This is a genomic window from Bradyrhizobium sp. Bra64 (assembly GCF_024519875.1).
Classification (GTDB): domain Bacteria; phylum Pseudomonadota; class Alphaproteobacteria; order Rhizobiales; family Xanthobacteraceae; genus Bradyrhizobium; species Bradyrhizobium japonicum_G.
The window spans coordinates 97268-120036 of record NZ_JALJRD010000002.1 but is presented as its reverse complement, the minus strand read 5'-3'; the positions used below and the strand labels follow the sequence as shown (position 1 = coordinate 120036).

The following is a 22769-nucleotide window of genomic DNA, read 5'->3' as shown; positions in this document are numbered from 1 at the left end:
TCACCTCGCTAGTCTCCGGCGCACCCCGGAGCGGCCGAACAGCGTTCGGAAAGCGCTCACGACGGTCGAGGCGAACTCGGGATCGTTGATGTTTTGATTGACGCGGATGAGCTGGCGGTTGCCGGTCTGCCGCACCGTGCGCTCCAGCGCGCGGAAGAGTGCGGCGTCGGCCTCTGGATCCCAGAACGGCTGGCCGCGGGCATCGAGTGCAGAGACGCCGCCCTCGGGCAGGAAGAAGCGCACCGGCCCGTCCATCTGGTTGAGCCGCTCGCCGATCCAGCGGCCCATGCGCTCGTTCTCCTCTGCGGTGGTGCGCATCAGCGTCACCTGCGGATTGTGGACGTGGAACTTTCGCGTGCGGTAATGTTCGGGAATGGTGTCCGGCGCGCCGAAATTGACCATGTCGAGCGCGCCGACCGAGCCGACATAGGGCACGCGGGTGCGGATGATCGCACTGAGGCGATCGTCCGTCGCCGGAAACACGCCGCCCATCAGGAGGTCGCAGATCTCGGTTGTCGTAACATCGACGACGCCTGCGAGTTGGCCGGACTCGACGAGCTTCTCCATCGCGCGGCCGCCGACGCCGGTGGCGTGAAACACGAGGCATTCGAAGTCCCCGCCTAAATCGCCCGCGATCTTCTGGACGGCCGGCGTCGTCACGCCGAACATGGTGATGCCGACGGCAGGCAGTCCGGTGCTGGCCGCCCGCTCCCTGGCCTCGCGCTGATCGAGGCGCGCCCTGACCATGCCCGCGATCGCGTTGGCACCGTTCGACAGCACTGCGCGCGAAATCGAGTTGAGCCCCTGAACGTCGGTGACCGAGTGCATCATGGTGATGTCGGCAGGACCGACATAGGGCCCGACATCGCCGGAGGCGACGGATGAAATGATCAGCTTGGGCACGCCGACGGGCAGGGTACGCATGCCCGGTGCAACCAGTGATGCTGCGCCAGATCCGCCCGCCGAAATCACGCCTGCGATGCTACCCTGGCGCCGCAGCCAGTTGGCGAACGCTTCCGCCATTGCCGTGACCGCGACGCCCCGATCTGGCACGAACACGGCCGATCCGCCGCGGCCGTGGTTGAGCGCGATTTCCTGCGCGGAGACGTCGCAGCTTGCCTGCTTGCCGCTGGTGGAGACGTCGACCAGCCGCGTGCGCAGCCCGGTGGCGGCGATGATGTCGCGGACGAAGCGCAGCTCGGTGCCCTTGGTGTCGAGCGTGCCGACGACCAGGACGACCGGCGGCCCTGACGACGGGGACGTCGTCGGCTCGAGCCTGCGCCGCGCCGTCTCGTCGAAGCGCGCAACCTGCGTCGAAAGCGTGCGTGCGGCCGCTTCGATCCGTGCGATCGGTGCGGGTTGGGACCAGCGTGTCGGCGGCGTCGGGTTGGAGATGTAGATCCGGATCGGGCCGCTCGGTCGGGTGGCCTGCGGCGTCGGATTCGCCTCGGCGCCTGCCGCCGGCACGTCGAGATCTGGCGTAAGCTCGGCATGCAAGCCGACGCCGAGCAGACGCTGCTGCAGCTCGCGGTCGGCGGCCAGCCGCGCCGACTCGATGATGCGATTGATGCGGCCGTTGACCATGATTGCGACGTTGCGCGAGACCGCGGTGGCGACACCGATGTTCTGCTCGATCACGAGCACGGCCATGTCGCCGTCCTCGCCGAGCCGCAGCAGCATCTCCTCGACCTGGGCGACGATGACGGGCGCGAGCCCTTCGGTCGGTTCGTCCATGATCAGGAGTTGCGGATTTGTCAGCAGGGCGCGCGAGATCGCGAGCATCTGCTGCTCGCCGCCGGAGAGCTGACCGCCGCCATGGCTCTTGCGTTCGGCCAGCCGCGGAAATGTGTCGTAGATGCGCTCGACGGTCCAGGCGCCGGATCGCATTCCGCCGGCGAGCCGCAGGTGCTCGTCGACGGTGAGCGAGCGCCAGAGTCGGCGGCCCTGCGGCACATAGCCGACGCCAAGCCGGGCGATATGCGCCGGTGGCCGCCGCGTGATGTCCTCGCCGCGAACGCGGATCGAGCCACCGCTCACGGGCACAAGGCCCATGATGGCCTTGCATAGCGTGGTCTTGCCCATGCCATTTCGGCCGACGACGGAGAACACGCCGGCATCGAGCGAGAGGTCGACGCCCTGCAGCGCGTGCGAGTGGCCGTAATAGACGTCGAGGCCCCGGACCTCGAGGGCTGCGGCGCTGCGGCGAGCCTCATTCATGGCCGCCTCCGAGATAGAGTTCCTGCACCTCGGGATCGGACTGGATCTCCTGCGGCAGGCCTTCCTTGAAGATGCGGCCGTTGTGCATCATCGTGACGCTCTCGACGACGCGCAACGCCACGTCCATGTCGTGCTCGATGATGATGTAGCCGATATGTGCCGGCAGCGAGGTCAGGATCTCGACCAGCTCGGCGCGCTCGGTCGGCGAGAGCCCGGCGGCCGGCTCGTCGAACAGCACGAAGCGTGGCGCGCCGGCGAGGGCCAGCGCGATCTCGAGCTGACGCTGCTGGCCGTGCGCGAGCTCGGCGACGCGCTGGTCCTTGACCGCAGCCAGATGCACGGCGTGCACCAGACTGTCGGCGGCGTGCATCAGTGCGTCGTTCTGGCCGGGACGCAGGAACGAGAACCGTCCGCGCGAGACGCCGCGGCAGGCGAGGTAGACGTTGTCCTGCACGGTGAGGCCGGGAAACAGGGCGGAGATCTGATAGGTGCGCCGCAGCCCGCGCCGGATGCGCTCATAGGGCGGGAAGTGCGTGACGTCCTCCCCGAAGAATCGGATGGTGCCGGACGAGGGCGGGAAATCGCCGGTGATGCAATTGAACAGCGTGGTCTTGCCCGCGCCATTGGAGCCGAGCACGGCCCGGCGCTCACCGGGGCGCACCGTGATGGTGACATCGGTCAACGCCGCAAGCGCGCCGAACAGCCGCGTCACGCCGCGAAGTTCCAGCGCTGCACCGGCACCGACGGCGGAGAGGCGTTGCGCGACGCTATCCATGACCGTGTCCTCCGGCCGGCCGGTTTGCGGTCGGACGCCGGCCCTGGCGCCAGCGCTGCCAGAGGCCGATGACGCCGTCCGACGACCAGAACACGATGGCGAGGAAGCCAAGCCCGATCAGCAGGCGGAAACGGTTGCCGTCGAGCCCGATCTTGACCAGAAAGTCGAGCGCGAAGGTGCGCAGCAGGACGAAGACCAGCGCGCCGATATAGGGACCGATCGGCCGCGTGATGCCGCCGACGACGGCGATGATGAGGACGTCGATGCACGCGCCGACACTGACCGAGCCTGGCGAGATCTGGCGGTAGTTCCAGACCTGGAGCACGCCGGCGAGGCCCGCGATGAAGGATGCCACCGCATAGGCCGCGACGCGGTGCGCATTGACGTTGAAGCCAAGCGCGGCCATGCGGCGCGGATTGTCGCGCACGCCCTGAAGCGCCAGGCCGAACGGGGCCCGCGAGATGTAGTCGACGGCGAAGTAGCACAGCGCGGCGACCGCGAGCACGATATAGTAGAACGGGATATCCGAGCGCCAGTTGACGCCCCAGAAGTGCGGCGTGGCGACGGTGTTGATGCCGGTGTGGCCGTTGAAGATCGCCCAGTTCTGGTTGGTGAAGTAATAGAACGCCGCGCCGATCGCGAGCGTGATCATGATGGTGTAGATGCCCTCGGTGCGCACCGCGAGCGCGCCGCCGAGCGTGCCGAAGATGGTCGCGAGCGCGAGTGCCATCGGGACGGCGAGCCACCACGGCCAGCCCAGGCTGATATTGGCGTTGCCGCTGACGCCGAACACCGCGACCATGTAGGCGGCAAAGCCCGCGATGGTGAGCTGCATCAGGCTGACCATGCCGCCATAGCCGGCCAGGAACATGAGGCTGAGCGCGATGGTGCCGAGGATCAGCGTCGTCGCAAAGATCTCGATCAGGAAGAAGCCGTTGGCGATCAGCGGCATGATCAGGAGGATGACCGCCACGATCCAGGCCGCGGGATTGTTGATGTCGGGCCACCCTCGCACGGCGGGCCGCTGGCCCGTGGAGGCGGGCTTGTGAATCTGGACGCGGGCGTCATGGGTGACGGACATGTCAGCGCCTCGCAAGCAGGCCCTGCGGCCGAAGCGCCAGCACCAGCACCATGATCAGGAAGGTCACGACGATGGCGTAGGTCGGGATGTAGACCGAGCCGAGCTGCTCGGCGAGGCCGATGATCAGCGCGCCGAGCGCGGCGCCGGGAATCGAGCCCATGCCGCCCACGATCACGACCACGAGCGAGGCGAGCAGGAAGCGGATGTCCTCGCCGGGCGAGAGGGACTGGAAAGTGCCGCCGACGACGCCGGCGATGCCGGCAAGCCCTGCGCCGAGCGCGAACACGAGCACGAAGACGATCTGGATGCGTACGCCGGTTGCGGCGAGGATGTCGCGGTCGTCGACGCCGGCGCGGATGATCATCCCGATCCGGGTGCGGTTGAGCGCGAGCCACATCGCGATGCCGATAATGACGGAAGCCAGGAAGATCACGAGCCGCACCAGCGGATAGCGCAGGTACACTGGCTCGCCCGAGGATTTCACCGCGGTGATCAGCGGCAGCTCGATCGGGCCGATCAGCCAGTTCGGGGTCTGAATCTGGTAGAAGTCGCCGCCGCAGGCCCACAGCATCAGATCGGCGAACACGATCGAGAGCCCGATGGTCACCATGGTCTGGCGCAGATCCTGGCCCTCCATGCGGCGGAAGACGAGAACCTGGAGCAGGACGCCAACCAGTGCAGTCATGAAGAAGGCGACGATGAACGAAAGGATCCAGGAGCCGGTCGAGGCGCTGATGGCATAGCCGACATAGCCGCCGAACAGATAGAGCGAGCCGTGCGCGAGGTTGACGTTGCGCATCAGGCCGAAGATCAGCGTAAAGCCGCTGGCCACGAGAAAATACAGACCGCCAAGCGTGATGCCGTTGAAGAGCGCATTGAGGAAGACCCGCTTGCGGCCGATTGTCTCTTCCAGTGCCGGCGGCCACACCGCGAAGATGAGCCAAAGCGCCACGGCGACAGCGATGATGACGATCAGCGCCCAGGCGGGATGGCGCTCGACAAAGCGGGTCATGATTGCCGCTCCGTCTTAACGTCACTCCAACTCTCGCCCCAAAAGCAGGGCGAGGGAGCACGCAGACCGTCACCGGCCGCAAGCCCTGCCATGAACGTGCGCTCCCTATCGAGCGCGATCCTCTTTTCGGGACCGCGTTCCGCACATCCTAATGAGACTGCAAGGGAGGTGCTTGATCGACAGTATCTTTTCGCGCGCCCCTCAGGCTCGCAAAACCTTGGCGGCGCGGCGATAATCGGTCGGGGCCATCCCGACATTGGCGGCGAAAAAGCGCGTGAAACCGCTTTGCGAGGAGAAGCCGAGATCGAAGCCGATATCGGCGATCGGCGCCTCGCTCGCCACCAGCGCCTCCAGCGCCTGCTCCATCATCAGCGTGTTGAGATAGAGGTGCGGAGTGACGCCGGTCTGGGTACGGAACAGGCGGTAGAAATGCGGTCGCGACAGGCCGGATTCGCGGGCGATGGTGTCGAGCTCGATCTCGGCGCCGGGGCTTTCCGACATCATCTTGATGCACTTGCGCACGCGAAAATCGGTGACGGAGCCGTTTGCGCGCGGATCGCGCGCGGCCTCCGCCTGTTGCCAGCTCTCGTCGTAGCAGATGTCGATCAGCCTTCTCAGCTCGCCATCGAGGCTATTGAGCGAGGGTGCGCCGCACACGAGGGCGGCTGCGTGCCTGATATGCTTGTCCAGTGCGATCGACCGCGTGAACTGGGTACGGCCGAAGCGCAGGCGGTCGGTACCCGGTGCATCGGGCGCAAACCACTCCGCATTGACATAGAGCACGAAGAAAACGGCGCCGCCTTCGAGATCGGACGGCAGGAAATTATGCGGCTCCCATGGATTGACCGCGACGACGGAACCTTCGGTGAGCTCGTAACGTCCATCGCTGACATCGATGCATGCGGGACGCCCCCCGACATGGAAGATCAAATGACCTTCACGATGCGCGTGGATGTTGAAAGGGCGGTTCAACTGATAGACCGTCGCCCGGCCGAAGCGGCCGTGGAAGACGGCGAGCGCCCGGCTCATGCCTTCCCTCCCAGAAGCTCTTGTTTTTTTTTATAGCGTTCAACAACCGGGGAGAGAATGCAAGGGCGCAGGAGTCGCGCTCTTTGCAAATCTCTCCCCGGTCAGTCATCGCTCGCGAACGAGACTACGTCAGTACTTCTTACATTCTGGTACTGTACGGCTTGGCAAACCGATCTTGGCGAATACCGCAGGGTCGTAGCCCAGCGTCTGGTTGACGTTGGGAATCACCTTCACGACCTTCGAGAACAGCGCGCCCTTGCCGTCGTCGACGACTTCGGTGACGAAGTTTGTGCCGATCGCCTGTCGGTTGGAGTCGAGCTTGATCTTGCCGTTGGGCGCGTCGAGCTCGATCTTGGCAAGGGCTTCCTTGTACTTGGCCTGGTTGTTGGAGAGATCGCCATTGACCTGACGCAGCGCCAGGATCAGCGCCATGGTCGAGTCGTAATAGTTGGTGGCGAGCAGCGACGGGCTCGGGAAGCGCTTGTTCGGCGGGAAGGCGTCCTGATAGTTCTTGACGAACTTCTGCCAACTTGGATCCTCCCAGGTATCGGCCTGACCGCTCGCGGCCAGCGTGCCGACCAGCGCGTTCTTGGCGTTGCCCTTGGACGAGAGAATGGTCTGGTCGATCATGATCGAGCCACCCATCAGATGCGCCTTGCCGCCGGCCTGCTGGTACTGGTTGAGGAAGTTGACGGCGTCGGCGCCGCCGAGGCCGAGATAGATCGCGTCGACATCGTCGGGCAGCGCCGCGATGACCGAGGCAAAGTCCTTGGTGCCGAGCGGCACCCATTGCCGGTTGGTGACCTGTCCGCCGGCGCCGCAGAACTCGAGCACGAGGCCGAACACCTGGGTGTAGATGAAGGAGTAGTCCTCGCCGACGGTCGCTATCTTGCGATACTTCTTTTCTTCATAGGCGTATTTGCCGAGGCCCACCTGCCATTGTGCGCCGTCCATATTGTAGCGGAAGAAATTCGGGGCGGGGTCGACATAGGTCGTTTCCTGGGCACCCGAAGCGGCGTTGATGAAGGTCAGCTCCGGATGGGTCTTTGCGAAATTCTTGACGGCGATGCCTTCGTCACCAGACAGCGGCGACAACAGGATCTGCACCTTGTCCTGCTCGATCAGTTTTCGCACGGCACGAACCGCGGAATCGGGCGTCGCGTCGGTGGACGCGATGACGAATTCGAGCTCCTTGTCGCCGACCTTCTTGCCGAGCACGTTGAGCGCCGTCTGGAAACCGCGGATACCGTCTTCGCCGAGCACGGTGTAGGTGCCTTCGAGCGTTGCGGTGACGCCGACCTTGATCTTTTCCTGGGCGATCGCTGCGCCCGAAAGAAACAGACTGCTCAGCGCGAGCAGTCCCATACTGCATTTCGACATTGTGCTCCTCCCTGTGTCGTCGCTTTGTTGCCGCGCCGAACCGGGCGCGACGCCCGTGGCTCTCGAACGGCCCGCGGCTTTGGAGGGAAGCTAGCCGAAGTCGAACGCGGCGCCTGCGTGGGCGCCTCGTCCGGTTTGACGGGCAGTCTCATTTTTGAATGTTGCGGCGCAAGTGGTTTTGCGGTGCAACTCGAAGCATCTCACACCCAGCCGCCATCCACGATGTAGTGCTGAGCGGTGCAGGCGGAGGCCTCGTCTGACGCGAGGAAGACGGTGAATTTGGCGACCTCATCGGGTACGAGCTTGCGCTTAAGGCATTGCCGCTGCATCAGCTCGACCTCTCCCTGTGGCGTCATCCATTTCTCGAGCTGGCGCTCGGTCATGATCCAGCCCGGCGCTATCGCGTTCACGCGGATATTGTAGGGACCGTAGTCGCGCGCCAAAGAGCGCGTGAGGCCGATGACGCCGGATTTGCTTGCCGTGTACGCGGCCATGCCGCCTTGTCCGGCGATCCATGACACCGAGCCGAAATTGATGATGGCGCCGGCATTCGCCGCCTTCATGTCCGGCAGCACGGCTTGCGCCGCAAAGAACTGGTGCTTCAGGTTCACCGCGATGCGGTCGTCCCAATACTCCGGCGTCACCCCCTCGGTCTCGTGCCGTTCGTCATGCGCGGCATTGTTGACGAGGATACTGATCGCGCCGTGCGCGTTTCGCGCCTCCGCGACACCCGCGCGCAACGCGGCGATGTCGGTCAGGTCGACGCGCTGGAAATGCGCAGCCAGACCTTGATCCGACAACTCGCGTGCGAGGCGTTGGCCTTCGTCGGTCTTGATGTCGAAGAATACGACGTTGGATTTCTGCTGCGCGAAGCGCCGCACGATCGCAGCGCCAATTCCCGATGCGCCACCGGTGACGAGAACGACCTTGCCGGCGAGGTCGGAATAAACGGCGGCCATGGGCACCTCTTGTGTTGCGTTGTGGGCGGTGCGAGGCGTCGCCCGATTCTGCCGCAGACCTTAGCCATTTCGGTCGTGAGGTTCATAGATCAGAATTTTAGTTGCGTACCTCAAAAATCGAAGGCAGGATTGCAGCCAAAGAAATAAGAGCCTGTTGGGAGGGATGTGATGAGACTGCTCGGGAAGCTGGGACTCGCCGCTGCCGCATGCCTGCTTTGGGCCAACTCTGCCGCAGCCGACACAACCGTGAAATGGCTGCACATCGAGGCCAATCCGGCCCAGGTGAAGATCTGGGAGGAGGTTGCGCGTGCCTATGAGGCGTCGCATCCGGGCGTCAAGGTCGAGATGCAGTTTCTCGAGAACGAGGCCTACAAGGCCAAGCTGCCGACCATCCTGCAATCCAGGGATCGGCCGAACATCATCTACAGCTGGGCCGGTGGCGTTCTGAAGACGCAGATCGAGGCTGGTGTCCTCGACGACATCACCGATTCCGTGAAGGGTTACAGCGACAGTCTCACGCCGGCTGCGCTGGCCGCCTTCACCAGCAATGGCCGCGTTTATGGTCTGCCGACCGCGCTGTCGCAGGTCGGCTTCCTCTGCAACAGGGAACTGATGGCCAAGGCGAAGGTCGATCCTGCGGGGATCAAGAGCTGGGATGACCTGCTTGCCGCCGTCAAGGCGTTGAAGGCCGCCGGCGTTACGCCGATCGTGGTCGGCGGCGCCGACAAATGGCCGTTGCACTTCTATTGGACGCATCTCGCCGTGCGGATCGGCGGCAAGCCGGCCTTCGACGCGGCGCTGCGCGGCGAGAATGGCGGCTTCGCCGGCGAAACCTTCCAGAAATCCGGCGAGCTGTTCAAGCAGCTCGTCGATCTGCAGCCGTTCCAGAACGGTTTCCTGGGCTTCAAGAATCCGCAGGCGGTCGGCTATTTGGGCGACGGCAAGGCGGCAATGACGCTCGCCATCAGCACCGTCTATCACTTGCAGCGCGCGCTTGCCGCCGACAAGGTCGGCTTGAGCGAGGACAAGATCTGCTGGTTCGACTTTCCGGTCGTATCGGGCGGCAAGGGTGCGCCGACGGATACGCTCGGCGGCATCACCGGCTGGCTGATTACCAAGGACTCGCCGAAGGAGGCGGTCGATTTCCTGAAGTATTTCGTCTCGAAGGACGTGCAGACGCGGCTTGCGGCGGGCAATTTCATCATTCCGGTGGTGCAGGGCGCGGATGCGGGCCTCAACAATTCCTTCATGAAGCTGATCGCGGCCAACCTGACGAAGTCGAACTACCACCAGAACTTCTATGACCAGAGCCTCGGCCCCTCGGTCGGTCGCGTCGTCAACGATGTTACTGCCGAAATCGCCGGCGGCAGCATGAGCCCGCAGGACGCCGCCAAGGCGATCGAGGCGGCCTGGAAGCAGGGCAACTGACGGTGGCGCGACGGATCGCGAGCGCGCCGGCGATGAGCGTTGCGCAGACATCGTTCTCGCCGACGGCGGTCCGCGGTCCAGGGTGGGACGGCCGTTTCACGGTGCTGATCCTGTTCCTGCCGCCGGCGCTGCTGTTGTTTACGCTGTTCGTGGTCCTGCCGATCGGCGAGGCCGCCTGGTATTCGGCCTTCAGCTGGAACGGGTTTGGCCGGCCGACCAACTGGATCGGCTTCGACAATTACCGCTTCGTGCTGGAGACACGCGCCTTCTGGCTCGCGCTGCGCAACAACGGGCTGATCATCGCGGTCTCGGTGCTGATCCAGCTGCCGCTGGCGCTCACGCTCGCGCTGATGCTCGCCGAGCGCTTTCGCGGCGCAGTGGCGCTGCGCATGCTGTTCTTCATGCCCTATATCCTGGCCGAGATCGCAACCGGGCTGATCTTCTCATTCGTCTATGACGGCGATTATGGCTTGGTCGCCTCGATCTGGCGCACCTTCGGCGCCGAGCCGCCGCATCTGCTGGCCTCGACCGATACGGCGATGCTGGCGGTGCTGATCGTCGTCGTATGGAAGTATTTCGGCTTCCACATGATGCTGTTCATCGCCGCACTCCAGGGGCTCGACAAGAGCCTGGTCGAGGCCGCCACCATCGACGGCGCGACGCGGTCTCAGACGCTCCGCCACGTCGTCGTTCCACTGCTCTATCCGACGATCCGGCTCTCGGTGTTCTTCGCCATCATCGGCTCGCTGCAGCTTTTCGATCTCGTCATGCCGTTGACGCGCGGGGGACCCGCGGATTCCTCCAACACGATGGTGAGCTTCCTCTACAACAACGGCATCTCCCGCATGCGCGTCGGCTACGGCAGCGCCATCGGCGTCATCCTGTTCGTGATCTGCGTGACCTTTGCCTTCACCTACAAGCGTTGGTTCATGCGCGATGAATGATGCCGAGACCACCCGTACGCCGTTCGATCCCGCCATCCTGTTCAAGGCGCTGTTTCTCGCCGTGATCGCCGTCCTCGTGCTGGTGCCGCTGCTTGCGACCCTGCTCGGCGGTTTCAAGTCGCTCGGTGAGCTGCGCGTCAATCCGTTCGGCCTGCCCAGGCACTGGGAATGGCAGAACTATGCCGACATCCTGTTCTCGGCGCGCTACTGGCAACTGCTCCGCAACTCCCTGGTCATCTCGACGCTTGCGGTGATCCTGACCCTGATCGTGGCCTCGATGGCGGCGTTCACCTTCGCCCACGTCAAGTTCTACGGCAGCTCGATGCTGCTGAGCTACCTGACGCTCGGCCTGCTGTTTCCCGCCGCGACCGCGGTGCTGCCGCTCTTCATCAAGGTGCGAGATCTCGGCTTGCTCGATACCTATTTTGGCGTTGCGCTGCCGCAGGTGGCCTTCAGCCTCGCGATGAGCGTGCTGCTGCTGCGACGTTTCTTCAAGGACATCCCTTATGAACTGCTGGAGGCTGCGCTGGTCGATGGCTGCAGCTATATCAAGTTCTTCCGTTATGTGACGTTGCCCTTATCAAGGCCGATCCTGGCGACCGTCGGCACCATCACCTTCGTCAATAGCTGGAACGCCTATCTGCTGCCGCTGGTGATGCTCAATACCGACGCGCTCTATCCCTGGCCGCTCGGTATCATGGTCTATCAAGGCGAGTATTCGTCCGAGTGGCACCTGATCCTGGCCTTCATCACGCTGACCATCCTGCCGACGGTCATTCTCTTTCTGCTGGCGCAGAAGCACATCGTCGCCGGCCTCACCGCGGGCGCGGTCAAGGGATGAACGGCATCTCACGGAGATCACAATGAGAAAAGTAGGCGTTGGAATCATCGGCTGCGGCAATATCAGCACCGCCTATCTGAAGGCGGCCCAGCGCTTCCCGGTCATGGAAATCAAAGCGCTCGCCGATATGCGCAGCGATGCCGCGGAACGCCAGGGCGCAGCCTTCGGCCTGCCGGGGGTGCGGGTCGATCAGTTGCTAAAGCGTGACGACGTCGAGATCGTCATCAATCTCACGGTGCCGCTCGCCCACACCGACGTCAGTCTCGCGGTGCTCAATGCCGGCAAGCACGTCCACTCCGAGAAGCCGCTCGGCATCAACGTCGCGGAAGCCCGCAAGGTGATGGACCTCGCCGCGCAGAAAGGCCTTCGCGTTGGTTGCGCGCCCGACACTTTCCTCGGTGGCGGACACCAGACCGCGCGCAAGCTGATCGACGACGGTGCGATCGGCACGCCCGTTGCGGGCAACGCCTTCTTCGGCTGTCCCGGTCACGAGCGCTGGCATCCGGCGCCGGGCTTCTACTATTTGCGCGGCGGCGGGCCGATGCTGGACATGGGACCGTATTACGTCACCGATCTCGTGCAGTTGCTCGGCCCGGTCGTGAGCGTGATGGGCTCGACCTCGCGCCCGAAATCCGAGCGTCTGGTCACCAGCCAGCCGATGAACGGCACACTGATTCCCGTCGAGGTATCGACCCATGTGGCGGGCACGCTCGAATTCGAGAGCGGGGCGGTCGTCTCGATCGCCATGAGCTTCGACGTGCCGAAGCACCGGCACGCGCCGATCGAGATCTATGGCGACAAAGGCAGCATGCTGGTGCCGGACCCGAACCGGTTCGGCGGCGAGGTGCAGGTGGCGAGGACCGGCGGTGAATGGGAGACGGCGCCGCTGACGCACGGCCACGTCGACGGCGAGTTTCGCTCGATCGGTGTCGCCGACATGGCTGCCGGGATCCTGAACAACCGGCCGCACCGCGCCAGCGGTGCGTTGGCTTTCCACGTGCTGGAGGTGATGGAGGCGTTCCAGACCTCCGCCGACGAAGGGCGGCGCGTCGAGATCGAGAGCCGCGTCGAGCGGCCGGCGATGCTGCCGGCCGGACGCGAAACCGGACAGATCGACTGAGGACATGAACATGCGCAAGGCAATGATTGTTTGGGGCGGTTGGCCGGGACACGATCCGGACCTGTGTGCCTCGATGATCCGCGGCTGGCTCAAGGCGGAAGGCTTCGAGGTGCGGATCGAAACCACGACCGCGGCGTTCGCCGACCCCGCGATTCACGATCTGTCGCTGATCATCCCGATCTACACCATGTCGAAGATCGAAAAGGCGGAAGCGCTCAATCTCTGCGCGGCGGTGCGCAGCGGTGTCGGTCTCGCCGGCCATCATGGCGGCATGTGCGACGCGTTCCGCGATTCCGTCGATTACCAATTCCTGTGCGGCGGACAGTGGGTTGCGCATCCCGGCAACATCATCGACTACAAGGTCGACTTGACGAAGCCGGATGATCCCATCATGAAGGGTCTGAAGAGTTTCGAGCATCGTTCAGAGCAGTATTACATGCATGTTGACCCCGCCAATGAGGTGCTGGCGACGACGACCTTCACCGGCGAGCACGCGCCCTGGATCGAGGGCGTGGTCATGCCGGTGGTCTGGAAGAAGCTCTACGGGACGGGCAGGGTGTTCTATTCCTCGCTCGGCCACCGCGCCTACGAGCTCGACGTACCGGAGATCCGAACGTTGATGACGCGCGGCATGTTGTGGGCGGCGCGGGAATGACAGCCGGTGCGACGCAGCCGGCGGTTCGCGCCACGCTGGAGGACGTCGCGCGTGCGGCGGGCGTTTCGCTCGCCACCGTCGACCGCGTCGTCAACCGGCGCGAGGGCGTGCGCGCCAAGACCGTCGCGCGTGTCGAGGCCGCGGTGGCAAAACTCGGCTATCGGGGTGATGTCGCGGCCGCGCGGCTCGCGCGCGGACAGACGTTCCGCTTCGCCTTCGTGCTGCCGAGCGGCAGCAACAGCTTCATGACCAATCTGGCCGAGCAGGTCCGGCGCACCGCGGACTGGCTCGCCGGCCATCGTGGCTTTATCGATATTCTCCACGTCGACGTGTTCGATCCGGATGTACTCGCCAGTGCGCTGGAAGACCTGTCGCCGGCCTATCAGGGGGTCGCCGTCATCGCGCTCGACCATCCCAGGGTGCGCGCGGCGATCGACGAACTCGTCGCCCGCGGGGTCGCCGTGGTGACCCTCGTGTCGGACGCGCCGAGCTCGCGCCGGCTCCATTATGTCGGAATCGACAACCCGGCCGCGGGGCGAACTGCGGCAACGCTGATGGGACGCTTCCTCGCGGGCCGCGAGGGAACGGTTGCCGTGATCGCCGGATCGTTGTCGCTGCGCGATCACACCGAGCGGCATTTCGGCTTCCACCAGATCCTGTCCAGCGAGTATCCGAACCTGCTCGCGTTACCGGCCATCGAGGGCCGCGACGACGCCGCGCGCACGAGGGAGCTCACTGCCGCGCTGCTCGCGAGCCATGTCGATCTTCGTGGCATCTACTGCTGCGGCGCCGGCAATCGTGGCATCGCCGATGCGCTTGAGAGCTCGGGACGCGCGCGCGAAGTGGTCTGGATCACTCATGAGCTGACCCGGTATACGCGGCGTTTCCTGGTCCACGGCACGCTCGACGCAATCATCAACCAGGATCCCGGCCACGAGGCGCGGTCTGCGGCGCGAGTCCTGCTCGCGCATTGCTCGGGCGAGCCCATCAGCCCCGACCAGGAGCGCATTCGTATCGACATTTTTCTGCGAGACAATCTGCCGTAATTTCGAACCCGTCGTTGATGCGCGGGTCTTCAGCGGTTTGAGCACCGTGAACGTCGATCGTCGAACGAGCTTACAAGCGTGCGCAGGATCAGCTGGATGCAAAGCTATCAAGTCGGCAAAGGTGTGCGCGTCGAGCGACCGGCTCCGCTGTCCGACCTCGAGGCGATGGCGTTGTGTGCCGGGGAGACGGTCTGAAGCCGGGATTGTGCCCGGCTGCGATTGCCCGATCTCAGCATTGAGGTGAAATGCCCGCCCGGTCTACGGGAACCAGCAAGGGGAGACGAGTTTTTGGTGGTGTATCGAACTCAGCGGGCGCGTGCTGCTGGAGCGTTCAGGGTAGAAGGAAGCATTCGATGAAGATGATCAAAGGACCGGCGATATTCCTCGCTCAGTTCGCTGCCGACGCGGCGCCGTTCAACTCCTTCGATTCGATCTGCGGATGGGCCGCCGCGCTTGGCTACAAGGGGGTCCAGATTCCGAGCTGGGATGTGCGGCTCTTCGACCTGAAGAAGGCTTCGGAATCGCAGGACTACGCCGACGAGGTGAAGGGTATCGCAGCCCGTCACGGCCTTTGTATCACCGAGCTCTCGACCCATCTCCAGGGGCAGCTCGTCGCCGTTCATCCGGCCTATGACACGGCGTTCGACGGCTTCGCTGCACCTGAGGTTCGCGGCAACCCGAAGGCGCGCCAAGAGTGGGCCGTCGACCAGGTCAAGCGCGCGATCCTGGCCTCCAGGCGTCTCGGTCTCACGGCGCACGCAACCTTCTCAGGGGCACTTGCCTGGCCCTACATCTATCCATGGCCGCAGCGTCCGGCCGGCCTCGTCGAGGCCGCCTTCGACGAGCTCGCGAAGCGCTGGCGGCCGATCCTTGACCATGCGGACGAGCAGGGCGTCGATCTCGCCTACGAGATCCACCCTGGCGAGGATTTGCACGACGGTGTCTCCTACGAGATGTTCCTCGAGCGGGTGAATAACCACAAGCGCGCGAACCTGCTCTACGACCCATCGCACTTCGTGCTGCAGCAGCTCGACTACCTCGACTACATCGACATCTACCACGACCGCATCAAGGCTTTTCATGTCAAGGACGCCGAGTTCAACCCGACCGGTCGCCAGGGTGTCTATGGCGGGTTCCAAAGCTGGGTCGACCGTGCCGGCCGCTTCCGCTCGCTGGGCGACGGCCAAGTCGATTTCGGCGCCATCTTCTCGAAATTGACGCAGTACGACTACGGGAGCTGGGCGGTGCTCGAATGGGAATGCGCGCTGAAGCATCCCGAGCAAGGTGCACGCGAGGGCGCGGAGTTCATCGAAAACCATATCATCAGCGTCACCGAAAAGGCGTTCGACGATTTCGCAGGTTCCGGTACGAACCAGCAGGCGAACCGCAAGATGCTGGGCATCTCCTGAGCGAGGGGAAAAATATGGCTATCGAAGCAAGCAATGAAGCTGGCGGTCATCGTCGTATCCGGCTCGGCATGGTCGGTGGCGGCCAGGGAGCCTTTATCGGTGCCGTACACCGTATTGCGGCCCGTATCGACGACCAGTTCGAGCTCGTTGCCGGCGCGCTCGCGTCTGATCCGGTTCGGGCCAAGGCCTCGGCGAAGGAGCTCGGCATTGCCGACCATCGCGCCTATGGCTCCTTCGAAGAGATGGCGAAGCTCGAAGCCGCGCGAGCGGACGGCATCGAGGCCGTCTCGATCGTAACTCCAAATCACACGCACGGCCCGGTCGCCAAGTCCTTCCTTGAAGCCGGCATCCACGTCATCTGCGACAAGCCGCTGACGACGACCGTCGCGGAAGCCGAGGAGCTGGTGGCGCTCGTCGGGAAGAGCGGCAAGGTGTTCGTGGTGACGCACAACTACACGGGCTATCCGATGGTCCGGCAGGCCCGCGCCATGGTCGCGAATGGCGACCTCGGCGAGATTCGGCTGGTCCATGCCGAATATCTCCAGGACTGGCTGACCGAGCGGTTGGAGGCAAGCGGCCACAAGCAGGCGGCATGGCGCACGGACCCCGCCCGGTCCGGCGCCGGTGGATGCATCGGTGACATCGGTACCCACGCCTACAATCTCGCCTGCTTCGTCACCGGGCTGGAGCTCGACGAATTGCTCGCACAACTTTCGACCTTCGTTGAGGGACGGCGCCTCGATGACGATGTCCAGATCCTGCTCAGGTGGAAAGGCGGAGCCAAGGGCATGCTCTGGGCGAGTCAGGTCGCCGTCGGCAATGAGAACGGCCTCACCTTGCGCGTCTACGGCAGCAAAGGTGGCCTCGAATGGGCGCAGGAGAAACCGAACCATCTCTGGTTCACGCCCTACGGCCGGCCGAAGCAGCTCCTGACCCGGGGCGGCACCGGCGCCTTGGGTGAGGCGAGTAGGGTCACCCGCGTCCCCTCCGGCCACCCCGAGGGTTACCTTGAAGGTTTTGCGACTATCTATGCCGAGGCGGCGCGCGCCATCCGCGCGGCAGAGGCCGGCCAAAAGCCGGATCCTGAGGTGATCTTTCCAACCGTTGAGGAGGGCCTGGCAGGGGTGAAGTTCATCGACGCTGCCGTGAAGTCCGCCACACGCAAAGGTGCCTGGGTTCGGATGACCTAACCTCTGACGCGTCGGCCATGAGGCAGTCGGTCGATACCGGCGCTCGCTGCGATGAAAGGGCTCATCTTGGCGTCACGATTGGTACTCCGCCATCTGCCGTTAACGCACCCCAATTGCAACGGCAGCCAGCGCCGTCGGGAGAGACCAGGCCCAATCTCCCGTCAACGAAACCGCGGCCGCGGCAACGACACATCCCAGGAGAAATCCGAGCAAGCGATCCAGCGAGCGGTGCAGCGGCGTTGAATCGTGCGGCAGTAGGGGATGGCGCACCGAGAGCAAGTCCATCGCTGACAAGACGGCATTGGCGAGATTACCGGTCATCACCGCCGTCGAAATCGCGCCAGGCACGGCGAGGCGAAGGAGCGCGTACTGGCAGGCCATGGCGGACACAGCCATCATCGCCGCCCAGCCGGCCCGCACACCAATCGGATCGATGGATGGCTTCGCAATGACGCTGAAGATCAATAGCGCGGCAAGCACAAGGAATTGAACCAGAAGCAACAGCCGCGCCAGGCTCGGCCCGTGCCTCTGGGAAGCGCGGGCGATCAGCCCGACGGTCGCCAGGGCCAGCACGAAGACCGGAATCGCCAACAACTGGGCGCAATGAAACGAACCGCCGTCGACGGCAACGACGGTGGCCAGCACGATATTGCCGGTCACATGGGCCGTGAAGATATGGCCGAGGGTGGAGAAGCCGGTGAAGTCGACCATTCCGGCGATGACGCTGAGCAACGGTGGCAGCCGCGCCTCGAGGCGCGACAGCTCCACTGCGTCGTCAGATGAATCAGCCGACCTTTGCAACATGAGAGAGCCTCTATTGCGCGGTCCAGCCACCGTCGACCGAGATCGCTGTGCCCGTGATCTGATCGGCGGCGGCCGAGCACAGGAAAGCCACGGTGGCCCCAAGCTGTGCCGGAGAGACGAATTCGAGGGATGGCTGCTTCTCGGCCAGCAGGTCCCTGGCGGCTTCCTTTTGGCCGATGCCTCTTTGCGCCGCGATGTCGTCGATCTGCTTGTCCACCAACGGCGTTCGTACCCATCCAGGACAAACCGCATTGCAGGTCACGCCGCTTCCGGCGGTCTCCAGGCCCACCACTTTGGTCAAGCCGACCAGCCCGTGCTTGGCAGCGACGTAGGCCGCCTTGTGTGTCGACGCGACGAGGCCGTGGGCTGAAGCGATGTTGACGATCCGCCCCCAGCGCTGCGTCTTCATCTGCGGCACGGCCGCCGCGATGCCGTGGAACGCCGCCGATAGGTTGATGCCCAGAATCGCGTCCCACTTGGCGGCCGGAAAATCTTCGACCGGCGCGGTGAACTGGATGCCTGCATTGTTCACGAGAATGTCGAGGCGCCCGAACTTGTCGATCGTCGCGGCAATCAGGCCGCGCACGGCGTCCGCCTTCGACATGTCCGCGCCGTCGTAGACGACACGCACCCCAAGCTCGCGCGCAATTCCGCTGCGGATCGTCTCGATTTCGCCGGCATCGCCGAAGCCGTTCAAGACGAGGTCCGCTCCGAGCCCGGCCAACTCTCTGGCGATGCCGAGCCCGATGCCGCTGGTCGATCCGGTCACGATGGCAACCTTGTTCTTCAACATGGGAGTTTCCTTTCCGTTGCGGATGCGCGTTGAACGATGATCAGTGGGCACCGCCGGCCTCGAGCGGGCCGGACTTCTTCAGCAGGAGCGCGGCCAGCAGCGCAATGATCAGGGCTGCACCGAGCACGTAGAAGGTGTCGCTGAAGGCCAGGATGAAGGCTTGCTTCTGCACGACCTTGCCGATCGCCACATAGGCGCGGTGCGTGGAGTCGACGCGATCGATGATGCCGTGGTTCATGAAATACTGCGTAAGCTGCTCGACCCGGGTGCGGGTCGCCTGTTCGAACATCGACACCGATTGCGTCAGCACGTTGGAGTGATATTGCTCGCGCTTGGTGAGCAGCGTCTGCAGCGCGGCAATGCCGATGGCGCCGCCGAGATTCCGTGTCATGTTGAATAGCGCGGATGCAGACCCGGCATTCTCGGACTCGATGCCGGCCGTGGCGACCGCCGAAAGCGGTGCGAAGCAAAGGGCCTGGCCAAAGGCACGGATCACGTTGGGCCAGAACAGTTGATCGGCCGCATAGTCTTTGGTCATGTAGATGTTCATGAAGTTGGAGGCAGAGAACAGCGCAAAGCCGGCGCCGATTACGATACGCGGGTCGACGCGCTTCATGAGCTGCGGCACCATTGGGATCAGCAGGAGCTGCGGCAACCCGGTCCATGCCAGCACCATGCCGATCTGCTCGGAATTGTAGCCCTGGATGCGCGAGAGATAGACCGGCAGGACGTAGACCGAGCCGTAGAGAGCGACTCCAAGCAGGAGATTTGCGAGAACGCCGAAGCCGAAATTGCGGCGAACCAGCAGACGCAGGTTCAGCAATGGTTTGTCGGCGGTGAGTTCGATCGCGACGAACAGCGCCAGTGCGATCGCAGCGATCACGGCGAGACGAACGATGAACGGCGAGCCGAACCAGTCGTCCTTGTTGCCTTCCTCCAGAACGGTCTGCAGCGCGGCGAGCCCGATCGCCATGGTGATGATGCCCGCCCAGTCACCTCCGCGCAGCAGCGAGAGCCTCATGGGCTTCGATTCCAGCGAGACATACAGCATGGCGATCATGGCCGCGCCGGGCACGACGTTGACATAGAAGATGTATTCCCAGCCGAAATTCTCGGTGAGATAGCCGCCGATCGTCGGTCCGATTGCGGGCGCAAACGTCGCCGAGATCGCGAACAGCGCCAGGCCGATCGGCTGCTTCGCCTTCGGCAGCAGCGTAATGATCAGTGTGAACGCCATGGGGATCAGCACGCCACCGGTAAATCCCTGCACGGCGCGCAGCACGATCATCTGCGAGAGGTCTTGCGCGAGTGCGCAGGCTGCCGAGAACAGCAGGAAGAGGAGGGCGTTGGTCAGCAGGTAGATGCGAACCGAGAACACCTGGGCGAGCCAGCCGCTGAGCGGGATCACCACGATCTCGGCGATCAGATACGAGGTCGAGATCCAGCCGCCATCGTCGATGCCCGCGCCGATCCCGCCCTGGATGTCGGCAAGCGAAGCATTGACGATCTGGATGTTGAGGACCGCCATGAAGGCGCCGAGCGTGGAGCCGATCACCGCAAGCCAGGTTTTTGCGGAGACGACGGGAGCGGCTGGGGCCGCGGCGGGCGACCCAGCATCGCCGGTGGGAATGACGTCGACGATGGTTCGATCCGTGGTCATGGCGGTCTCTTCGCGTGCGCGGGAGGAGCGATGTGGTTCAGCTACGGGGCTGGGTGCGGCGCGATGCAACGCGCTTTTCGGCTTCGCGGTCGGCGAGAACGGCGCTCTTGGTGTTGATGGTCGGCAGCGCCGACATGCCGGGGCGCAACAGGCCCTTCAGTCTCTGGCCGTCGAGCACGATCTTCACCGGCACGCGCTGCACGATCTTGGTGAAGTTGCCCGTTGCGTTGTCGGGCGGCAGCAGTGCGAATTCCAGGCCGCTCGCCGGCGACAGGCTCTCGACATGGCCCGTCAGTCTGGTCGAATGGAAGCTGTCGATCCGAAGCTCGACCGGCTGTCCGTCGCGCACATGGGTGAGCTGCGTCTCCTTGAAATTGGCGACCACATAGACCGCATCGAGCGGCACGACCGCCATCAGCTGGGTGCCGGCTTGCACGAACTGGCCGACCCGCAACGAGCGCGCGCCGACCGTGCCTTCGACGGGCGCCGTGATTTGCGTGTAGGACAGGTTCAGCGCCGCCTGCTGCTCCACCGCATGGGCGCGGTCGAGCTGGGCAACCGCCTTGGCACGGTCGGTCGCGAGCACCTCGATCTTCTTGCTGGCGGCGATCAACGCCGACTTCTCTGCGAGCAACTGGGCGGACTTCTCGCGCAGCGCCGCGTCGGTCTGCTGTGCGCGCTGGATGGTGCCGGAACCGGTCTTCATCAAGCCGTCGTAACGGGCCTGTTCCTCGCGTACGAACTTCAGCGCCGCTTCGCTGGCGTCCACCAGTGCGGCTTGCTGCTGGATCACGGACTCCTGCAATTCGATCTGCGCGTTGAGGTTACGCACCGCGGCATTGGCCGCGGCGACATCGGCATGGGCCTGATCGAGCGCCGCCCTGAAATCGCGGTCGTCGATCCGGGCCAGGATCTGACCGGTCTTGACCGGCTCGTTGTCGGAAACAAGGACTTCGGCGATGTAGCCGGAAACCTTCGGCGCGATGATGGTGGAATCGGCTTTGACATAGGCGTCGTCGGTCGTTTCCAGGTAGCGGCCGATCGTGAGGTAGTAGCGGGTGAACTCGGCCGCCCCGGCGACGCCGAGCGCCGCGACAAATATCAGCGCTGCCCGCCTGATCGCCTGCCGGGACGGGCGAAGCCTGGCTTGGGCCTTTCGTTCGGGGACAAAAGAAATGGTTGACATGGCATTCTCCTGAGGCTGCAGACGGCGCTAGAGCTCAATCGCGGCGATGAATATCGTGGGTGACGATGCCGAGCTCTGGTGACGGCGGGTCCAGGCGGCCCGGGTCGGCGAGAGTACGGCGGATGTCGTCGAGCCCGTTCTGCCAATGCCTGCGCATCGCACTCAGCCCAAACTCGTAGTCCCTGGAATGACCCTCGTAGGTCTTGGACTGGTAGATCAGGTGGACGATGTTGTAGGCGCGGTGGCAGGCCATATCGGCAATGGCGCGGATTTCCGGCTTCGCTTTCGCGCTTTCCGGCAGTTCCTGCATGGTCCGTTGCAATGCCTGACGCATCTTCTGCATCCGCAACACCTGGTCGGTGACAGAGCGTGTGCGGCTCGAATACTGGATGTCCTTCTGCCGGCTCGACACTTCCATCAGGTCGTAGGGAACGCGGCCTCTGGCCGACCAGAGATCGATCTGGAACGTCAAGGTGTCGCGCGGCTCGCCGGACAGAACACGGGAGAGTGGCGTGTTCGACACCACGCCGCCATCCCAGTAATGTTCGCCTTCGATTTCGACGGCGGGGAATCCCGGCGGCAGCGCGCCGGACGCCATGAAATGTTTCGGTCCCAGCCGGCGTTCGGCGGTGTCGAAATAGGTCAAATTGCCGGTGCGGACGTTGACCGCGCCGACGCTGACGCGCACGTCGCCCGAGTTCAGCCGGTCGAAGTCGACGAGCCGCTCCAGCGTTTTGAGCAGCGGTGCGGTGTCGTAGAAGCTCGTCGCGGCATCGCCCGAGAACGGCGACCACAGCGGTGAGGGGAAGCGCGGCTTGAAGAAGCCGGGCTGGCCCTGGACCAAGGCTCTCGCGGCCGCCATCGCGTTGCGCAACGAGTTGATGTCGAACGCAAATGGCAAGGCATTGGCTAGCCCTTCGCCGGCGGGCCACTCGATCGAGAAGGCGCAGATGGTTTCCCAGAATTCGCGCAGCCTTTGCACGCGCTCGCCTTCGGGCGAGCCGGCAATGATGGCGGCGTTGAGGGCCCCGATCGAGATTCCGGCCAGCCAGTTCGGCCGGATGCCGGCTTCGTGCAGGCCCTCGTAGACGCCAGCCTGATACGCGCCGAGTGCTCCGCCGCCCTGCAGGACCAGAGCGACCGCGTCATATGGCAGCGGCCTCGATTGCTGCGGCGCAGGACTGGTTTGCTCGCGCGTGACCTTAAGCATTTCGAACCTCCCGGTATTGCGGCTGATCCG

At 64.2% G+C, this 22769-nt stretch carries 20 protein-coding genes; 8 read left to right on the top strand and 12 right to left on the bottom strand.

What is annotated here, in order from left to right; all coding sequences use genetic code 11:
* From NR187_RS08230 to NR187_RS08200, 7 genes are all read right to left on the bottom strand, one after another.
* Positions 1 to 2217, bottom strand: coding sequence for an ABC transporter permease (locus NR187_RS08230; RefSeq protein ID WP_256806241.1), 2217 nt, complete (start codon positions 2215 to 2217; stop codon positions 1 to 3).
* Positions 2210 to 2992 (bottom strand): ABC transporter ATP-binding protein, encoded by a 783-nt coding sequence (locus NR187_RS08225; RefSeq protein WP_211383186.1) that lies wholly within the window; start codon positions 2990 to 2992, stop codon positions 2210 to 2212. The genes NR187_RS08230 and NR187_RS08225 overlap by 8 nt, the downstream gene beginning before the upstream one ends.
* Complete coding sequence (locus NR187_RS08220; protein WP_256806240.1) at positions 2985 to 4073, bottom strand: branched-chain amino acid ABC transporter permease; 1089 nt, start codon at positions 4071 to 4073, stop codon at positions 2985 to 2987. Before NR187_RS08220 ends, NR187_RS08225 begins: the two co-directional genes overlap by 8 nt.
* A gap of 1 nt (position 4074) precedes the next feature.
* A complete protein-coding gene (locus NR187_RS08215) occupies positions 4075 to 5085 on the bottom strand; it encodes a branched-chain amino acid ABC transporter permease (RefSeq protein ID WP_211383188.1) in 1011 nt (336 codons plus the stop codon).
* A gap of 201 nt (positions 5086 to 5286) precedes the next feature.
* Positions 5287 to 6114 (bottom strand): AraC family transcriptional regulator, encoded by an 828-nt coding sequence (locus NR187_RS08210; protein ID WP_211383189.1) that lies wholly within the window; start codon positions 6112 to 6114, stop codon positions 5287 to 5289.
* Between the two features lie 129 nt (positions 6115 to 6243).
* Entirely contained in the window at positions 6244 to 7494 is a 1251-nt protein-coding gene (locus tag NR187_RS08205) for an ABC transporter substrate-binding protein (protein ID WP_211383190.1), read from the bottom strand.
* Between the two features lie 200 nt (positions 7495 to 7694).
* A complete protein-coding gene (locus NR187_RS08200) occupies positions 7695 to 8453 on the bottom strand; it encodes an SDR family NAD(P)-dependent oxidoreductase (protein ID WP_211383191.1) in 759 nt (252 codons plus the stop codon).
* A gap of 168 nt (positions 8454 to 8621) precedes the next feature.
* Between NR187_RS08200 and NR187_RS08195 the strand changes: the two genes are divergently transcribed.
* From NR187_RS08195 to NR187_RS08160, 8 genes are all read left to right on the top strand, one after another.
* Positions 8622 to 9881 (top strand): extracellular solute-binding protein, encoded by a 1260-nt coding sequence (locus tag NR187_RS08195; RefSeq protein WP_211383192.1) that lies wholly within the window; start codon positions 8622 to 8624, stop codon positions 9879 to 9881.
* A 2-nt stretch (positions 9882 to 9883) separates the two neighbouring features.
* The gene (locus tag NR187_RS08190; protein WP_211383193.1) at positions 9884 to 10825 is read left to right on the top strand and encodes a carbohydrate ABC transporter permease; all 942 of its coding nucleotides are present in this window, start codon (positions 9884 to 9886) and stop codon (positions 10823 to 10825) included.
* A complete protein-coding gene (locus NR187_RS08185; RefSeq protein ID WP_211383194.1) occupies positions 10818 to 11666 on the top strand; it encodes a carbohydrate ABC transporter permease in 849 nt (282 codons plus the stop codon). Before NR187_RS08190 ends, NR187_RS08185 begins: the two co-directional genes overlap by 8 nt.
* A gap of 22 nt (positions 11667 to 11688) precedes the next feature.
* Entirely contained in the window at positions 11689 to 12786 is a 1098-nt protein-coding gene (locus tag NR187_RS08180) for a Gfo/Idh/MocA family protein (protein WP_256806239.1), read from the top strand.
* A 10-nt stretch (positions 12787 to 12796) separates the two neighbouring features.
* Positions 12797 to 13441 (top strand): ThuA domain-containing protein, encoded by a 645-nt coding sequence (locus tag NR187_RS08175; RefSeq protein ID WP_211383196.1) that lies wholly within the window; start codon positions 12797 to 12799, stop codon positions 13439 to 13441.
* The gene (locus tag NR187_RS08170) at positions 13438 to 14487 is read left to right on the top strand and encodes a LacI family DNA-binding transcriptional regulator (RefSeq protein WP_211383197.1); all 1050 of its coding nucleotides are present in this window, start codon (positions 13438 to 13440) and stop codon (positions 14485 to 14487) included. Before NR187_RS08175 ends, NR187_RS08170 begins: the two co-directional genes overlap by 4 nt.
* Before the next feature lie 353 nt (positions 14488 to 14840).
* On the top strand, positions 14841 to 15896 hold the full coding sequence (locus NR187_RS08165; protein WP_211383198.1) for a sugar phosphate isomerase/epimerase: 1056 nt from the start codon (positions 14841 to 14843) through the stop codon (positions 15894 to 15896).
* A gap of 14 nt (positions 15897 to 15910) precedes the next feature.
* Positions 15911 to 17086, top strand: a complete 1176-nt coding sequence (locus NR187_RS08160) for a Gfo/Idh/MocA family protein (protein WP_211383199.1) — start codon at positions 15911 to 15913, stop codon at positions 17084 to 17086.
* A 99-nt stretch (positions 17087 to 17185) separates the two neighbouring features.
* Here the strand turns inward: NR187_RS08160 and NR187_RS08155 are convergent, their stop codons facing one another.
* The 5 genes from NR187_RS08155 to NR187_RS08135 are packed head-to-tail and all read right to left on the bottom strand — an operon-like array spanning position 17186 to position 22739.
* Positions 17186 to 17890 (bottom strand): DUF1275 family protein, encoded by a 705-nt coding sequence (locus NR187_RS08155; RefSeq protein ID WP_211383200.1) that lies wholly within the window; start codon positions 17888 to 17890, stop codon positions 17186 to 17188.
* A gap of 10 nt (positions 17891 to 17900) precedes the next feature.
* The gene (locus NR187_RS08150) at positions 17901 to 18683 is read right to left on the bottom strand and encodes a 3-hydroxybutyrate dehydrogenase (protein WP_211383201.1); all 783 of its coding nucleotides are present in this window, start codon (positions 18681 to 18683) and stop codon (positions 17901 to 17903) included.
* 40 nt (positions 18684 to 18723) lie between these two features.
* On the bottom strand, positions 18724 to 20343 hold the full coding sequence (locus NR187_RS08145) for an MDR family MFS transporter (RefSeq protein ID WP_256806238.1): 1620 nt from the start codon (positions 20341 to 20343) through the stop codon (positions 18724 to 18726).
* Positions 20344 to 20380: 37 nt separating this feature from the next.
* Positions 20381 to 21529 (bottom strand): HlyD family secretion protein, encoded by a 1149-nt coding sequence (locus NR187_RS08140; RefSeq protein WP_211383203.1) that lies wholly within the window; start codon positions 21527 to 21529, stop codon positions 20381 to 20383.
* 34 nt (positions 21530 to 21563) lie between these two features.
* Positions 21564 to 22739 (bottom strand): patatin-like phospholipase family protein, encoded by a 1176-nt coding sequence (locus tag NR187_RS08135; RefSeq protein WP_211383204.1) that lies wholly within the window; start codon positions 22737 to 22739, stop codon positions 21564 to 21566.
* Positions 22740 to 22769: the final 30 nt, after the last annotated feature.